At 73.6% G+C, this 5,671-nt stretch carries 2 protein-coding genes; both read right to left on the minus strand.

What is annotated here, in order from left to right:
- Window positions 1-2,913: ATP-binding protein (locus ABFX54_RS55655; protein ID WP_346115442.1), on the minus strand; the 2,913-nt coding region annotated here is incomplete at its 3' end.
- Between the two features lie 193 nt (window positions 2,914-3,106).
- Window positions 3,107-5,671, minus strand: a 2,565-nt coding sequence (locus ABFX54_RS55660) for a DddA-like double-stranded DNA deaminase toxin (RefSeq protein WP_346115443.1), incomplete at its 5' end; no start/stop codon positions are given.

The following is a 5,671-nucleotide window of genomic DNA, read 5'->3' on the forward strand; positions in this document are numbered from 1 at the left end:
GTGGTGCGGCGGGCGCAGCCGTACTCGGAGATCGAGCTGCTCCTGCGCCTGGATCGACATCTCCCGCGCGAACGCCTCCAGCCGGTCAAGCGTCCGCTCGGCCCGGTCCACCTCGCCGGTGCGCCGGTGCAGGTCGGCCAGGCGCAGGAGCAGCTCGATCTCCGAGTACGGCTGCGCCCGCCGCACCACCCGGCGCCGCGCGGCCGCCACGTCCGCCGCCGCACCTTCCTGGTCGCCGCCGCGCATGCGCAGCCCGGCCAGCCAGGAGCGGTACATGACCTCCTCACCGGCACTGAACTCGGCGGCCAGGGCGACGGCGCGCTCGGCCATGGTGACGGCCGTGCCGTACTCGCCCTCGACCGAGTGGACGCGCGCCAGGCTCATCAGCGTCATCGCCAGCCCGTACCGGTCGCCCACGCTCTCGAACAGGCTCAGTGTGACGGCCAGCCGCTCGGCCCCGCCGCGCCAGTCGCCGCGGTCGGTCAGGGCGAAGGCGTCCACCCAGTGGGCCGCCGCCCTGGCCCACGGGTGCGGGTGCGCCATCGCCCTGGGCAGCTCGCGTTCGAGCAGGTCGTCGAAGCCGAGGAAGTACGCGGGGGCGATCGCGATCACGGCCAGCATCGGGTAGCGGTCGATCGCGCCGGTGCGGTGGACGTCCTCGATCACCGCGCGCGCCTCGGCGGGATCGGGCAGCGACCCGCTGTTGTTGGCCAGCCGGTGCATCGCGGTGAAGGCGGCCAGGACCTGGCGGGGCAGCGCGTCGCCGAACTCCAGCACCTCGGCCAGGAACCCCTCGGCGCGGGCGTCGAAGCGGGCGTTCCAGTAGAGCCAGAGCGGGCCGAGCAGCCGCCAGGCGGAATCGGCGTCGCCGTCGTCGATGGACACGCGCAACGCGGAGACCAGGTTGTCGTATTCGCCCTCGATGACGTCCTTGGCGCGCACCTGGGCGCCGGTGAGCAGCACCGGTTCCTGCTCCTCCATCAGGTTCCGGAAAAACGCCACGAACCGGGCGGAGGTCGCCGCCCGCTCGCCGGCCTGGCGCAGCCGTTCCGCCGCGAAGACCCGTACGGTCTCCAGCATCCGGTAGCGTCCGTCGTCGCCCTGCACGATCGACTTCTCGACCAGCGAGCCGAGCACGTAGACGGCGTCCTCGGCCGGCACCGGGCCGTCGCCGTCTGGGTCGGAGCAGACGGCTTCCACGGCCGCGCTCCCCGCCTCGGCCGGGAAGATCGACATCCGCCTGGCCAGCGCCTGCTCCGGCTCGCTCAGCAGCTCCCAGCTCCATTCGACCACGGCGGCCAGCGTCCGCTGGCGCGGCAGCGCGGCCCTGTCTCCGGACGTGAGCAGCCGGAAGCGGTCGTCGAGCCGCCGGGCGATCTGGCCGACCGGCATCGAACGCAGCCTGGCCGCGGCCAGTTCGAGCGCGAGCGGCAGTCCGTCCAGCCGCCGGCAAATCTCCGCCACCGGCCCCGACGTGTCGGCGTCCAGCTCGAAGTCCGGCCGCACGGCTCTGGCCCGGTCCGCGAACAGCCGCACCGCCGCCGGCTCCGGCAGCGGCGCCAGCCGGCACAGCGCCTCGCCGGTGACCGCCAGCGCCTCTCTGCTGGTCGCCAGGATCGTCAGGTACGGCAGGCGGTCCAGCAGCCGCCGCCCGAACCCGGCCGCGGCGTCCAGCAGGTGCTCGCAGTTGTCGAGCACCAGCACCGCCTCCCCCGCACCGAGCAACTCGGCCACCCGCTCCACCGGATCCACCGCCCGCCCGGCCGTGCGTTGCTCGGGCGGGCTCGGGTCGCGGGAGCTGACGACCCCGAGCACCGCCTCGGCCAGCCGCTCGGACGCGCCGAGCACCGCTTCGGGCGGGCCCGGGTCCCGCGAGCTGACCGCGCCGTGCATCGCGTCGGTCAGCCTGGCCGGCCCGCCGTGCACCGCCTCGGGCGGGCGGTCCGGTGCCGTCACGCCCGCCAGTGGGACGAACCAGACTCGGCCGCGTTCGCAGGACCTGTGCCGGGTCACCGCTTCCAGGGCCAGGCGGGTCTTGCCGGCCCCGCCGGGCCCGACGACGGTGACCAGCCGGGCCGTCTCCAACAGCCCGGCCAGCAGCCGCAGCTCGTCCTCGCGCCCGACGAAGCTGGTCAGCCGCGCGGGCAGCCGTCCACGCGCCGCCCGGCCCGGGAGGGCGAACTCGCCGCGGAGCATCGCCAGGTGGGTCTCGCGCAGCTCGGCCGACGGGTCGACGCCCAGCGCCCCGGCCAGCGCGGCCCGGGTCCGCTCGTACGCAGCCAGCGCGTCGGCCTGCCGCCCGGCCGCGTACAGGGCCCGCATCCGCAGGCCCGCCAGCCGTTCCCGGAGCGGATGGCGCGTTCCTACATCCTCCAGTTCGGCCAGCACCTCGGGGTGCCGGTCCAGCCGCAGTGCCGCGTCGAACCGGTCCTCGGCGGCGTGGAGCCGCAGGTCGGCCAGCCGCAGCGCGGCGGAGCCGGCGAACGGCAGGTCGGGCAGGTCGGCCAGCGCCTGGCCCGACCACAGGTCGCGCACCTCGCCGAGCAGGCGCGCGGCGGCCTCGTCGCGCCCGGCGGCGCGCAGGCGCCCGCCGACGCCGGCCCGCTCCTCGGAGCGGGGCGCGTCCACGTCCGCCGCCCGAACCGCCAGCCGGTCGCCGCCGGGGACCGACTCCACGACGGCCACCCCGCGCAGTGACTTGCGCAGCCGCGACACCAGGGCCTGCAGCGCGTTGGCCGCGTCGCCGGGCGGTGTGCCGTCCCACAGGTCGTCGATGAGCGCGTCGGACGTCACCGCCCGGCCGGCGTCCAGCGCCAGCCGGGCCACGAGCGCCCTCGAGCGCGCTCCGCCCAGCGTGACCCGGCGCGCGTCGTCGTCGAGGACTCGCACCGGTCCGAGCAGCGCAATCCGCACCGGACCACCCTCTCAGACCTCGGCCCGCAGCGCCCACGGCCCGCCACCGCCGGCGGGCGAGGAGGTGGCGCCGGAGCACCGCTGGCGGCCAGGCCCTGGGCGAGCACGTCCCGGGCGGCGGCGATGGACACGCCACCGGCCGGAACCTGGTGATTCCGGCCGGTGGATCAAGGCGACGGGTTCAAGGTGAGTGTCAGTCCAGCCAGCGGCCCACCCCGCGCACCGTGACTTCGAGGAGTTCGGCTGGATTGTCCGGGTTCGGATAGTAGATGATCATGGTCGTTCCTGCCGGGAGCAACATCTTGACGGCCTGCACGCACCCGGCCACCGCCTGTCGCTCCCGGTCGGGCCCGGTGCCCTCGATCGGCACCGCGTCGCAGACACCGCCCGGATTGTTCATGACGAGCCGGAGCGTGTTGTCCCGCAGCTCCACGTCCCGCGTGGCGACGCGATAGGCGAGCTGCGTCTCAAGGTGCCAGGCCGGCGGCGCCATCGGCAGCCCGAACGCCTGCCCGTACAGCAGGGCGAGACGCTTCTCCAGGGCCGCCAGGTCGTCGTGCAGCCCGCTCTCGACCGTGTAGCGCGCCCACTTGTCGAGGTCGTCGATCGGCGGCAGGCTCGCGATGGGCAGGCCGCTCGCGTCGAGCAGCCGTCCTGACCCGTCGACGATGTAGCCCTGGTTGTTCGTCTGCTTGAGCGACTCGCTCACGTTCTTGAGCTGCTGCGCGGTGTCCGCGAACGGGCACTCCCCGCCCTCCAGGACGCACCCGACCGGCACCGTGCGGTGCAGCGCGGTCGCCAGCCCCGACTCGTAGATGGCCGACAGGATGGTCCGGTCGGACATGTGCCCGTGCAGGTACATCGTGCCCAGGAGCGAGTTGTACTCGGTGAACCGGAGCTCTTCGGGAACGAGGGACTCGATGAAGGTCCCCTTCCACTCGCGCGAGTACTCGTTCCAGTCGGGATCCTCGGTCAGGCCCAGGACTCCGGTGAAGCAGTCCGTGAAGTTCCACGCCTTACCCTTCCAGTGGCTGCCGAAGGCGTTCTTGCACGCGCCGATCACGGTCAGCTGGGAGGTGGCGTTGAGCAGGTCCAGCGCGGTCAGGGCCATGTACTCCTCGCCGAGCCGGTGGGCCTCGCTCTCCTGGTCGGCGATCCCCCGTGCGGCGAAGTAGAACAGCGGGCTCATGACGACGGACATGCAGGCGTCCTGCGCCTTGCCCACGAACTGCCTCTTGCAGTATTCGACGCGTTCCTTCGCGTAGCCGTCCGGGTCGTGCAGCGGGCCCTTGGGGTCGTTGAGGATCTCCTCCACGTACGCGTTGCAGTCGTTGTAGCCGGGCAGGCCGTCCTCCGGGCCCCACTTGCAGTGCCCGTACCACTCGCCCTTGAGCGTGCTCAGATACTTCTCGGCCTCCTCCCGGTAGTGCTCGAACACCGCGGCGGCGATGGCGGCCGCCTCCGACGCGCTCTTGTTCGCCCTGATCGCCGAGGCGAACGCGGCGTCGTAGGCGGCGAAGGCGCTGCTCGCGTCCTTGGCCGCCGCGACGGCCGAGGCGCGGGCCCAGCGCGCCGAGAGAGACGCCTCCCTGGCCGACCGCTGGGCCTGCTTGGTCGCGGCGGCGGCGGTGCGGACCGCCTGCGCGGCTCGCTCGGCGGAGGCGCCGGCGTCGCGGGCGTGGGCGACGGCCTGGGTGGCGAACGTCCGTGCCTGGTCGGCGGCCTTGCCGGCGTCGTTCGCGTACCCGATGGCCGCCTCCGCCGCCCCGCGTGCCTCCGCCGCCGCGGCCTGCGCGGTGCGGGCGAACTCGACGGCCTGCTGCGCGATCTGCGAGGTCTCGATCATCAGCGAGGTGGCGATGTAGTTGTGCGTGGCGGTCGCGTAGTCGCGTTCCGCCGCGCGGTGCCGCTCCACCTCCAGGAACTCCGCCTGCGTCGCCGTCGTGCCGGCCAGGGCCACCCGGGCGCCGTTGCGGACCTCGGTGCCGTACTGGTCGTCCCCGGCTATCGCGGTGACCTTGGCCCTGACGTCGATCGCGTACGCGGTGTTGTGCGTCACCTCCAGGAACTCCGTCAGCTTGGCCGGGTCGTCGGAGCGCAGGGCGAGGTTCGCCGCCTCCTCGGTCTCCGTGTGGCCGGCCCGGCGGGCCTCGGCCAGGATCCGCCCGACCTCCTCGCGTTCCTCACCGGCTCGTTCCGGATAGACCGGGTTGTCGAGGAACGCGATGACGTCCTGCCACGAGCCGTCCAGAGCCCTTTGTCCTGCGGCTCTCCTGGCCGGGCTGCCGGTGACCAGGAGCCCGGTCAGCGTCGTACGGTCGTCCTGCTCCTCGGCGGCGGCGAGCCCGCTCTTGACGAACTCGACGGCGAGAACCCTGTCGTCCTCACCCAGGGCGGCCATGGCGGCGGAGCTGGTCCACGTGCCGGGCACGGTCGCGAAGTAGCGGGCCACCTGCCGCACCTTGCCGGCCGCCACGGCCGGATCGGCCTGCGGGTGGGCGGCCTGGGCGATCAGCGCGTCGATCTCCGGGGTGTGGTAGCGCCGCATCGGCACGCCGAAGCCGCGGGCCTCCCCCAGCCGGGACTCGGCGGCCTTCTGACTGATGTGCTGGGCGAAGGACAGTTCCAGCTCGAACTCGTTCTTGAGCCGTTCGTCGTCCGCCTCGCGCGCCGCCGTGTAGACGGCCTGCGCCGTCTCGGCCGCCTTCAACGCGTCCTCGGCCGCGCGGTAGGCGTTGTTCGCGTGCTCCGTCGCCAG

It is taken from the genome of Nonomuraea maheshkhaliensis (assembly GCF_039529435.1).
GTDB lineage: Bacteria > Actinomycetota > Actinomycetes > Streptosporangiales > Streptosporangiaceae > Nonomuraea > Nonomuraea maheshkhaliensis.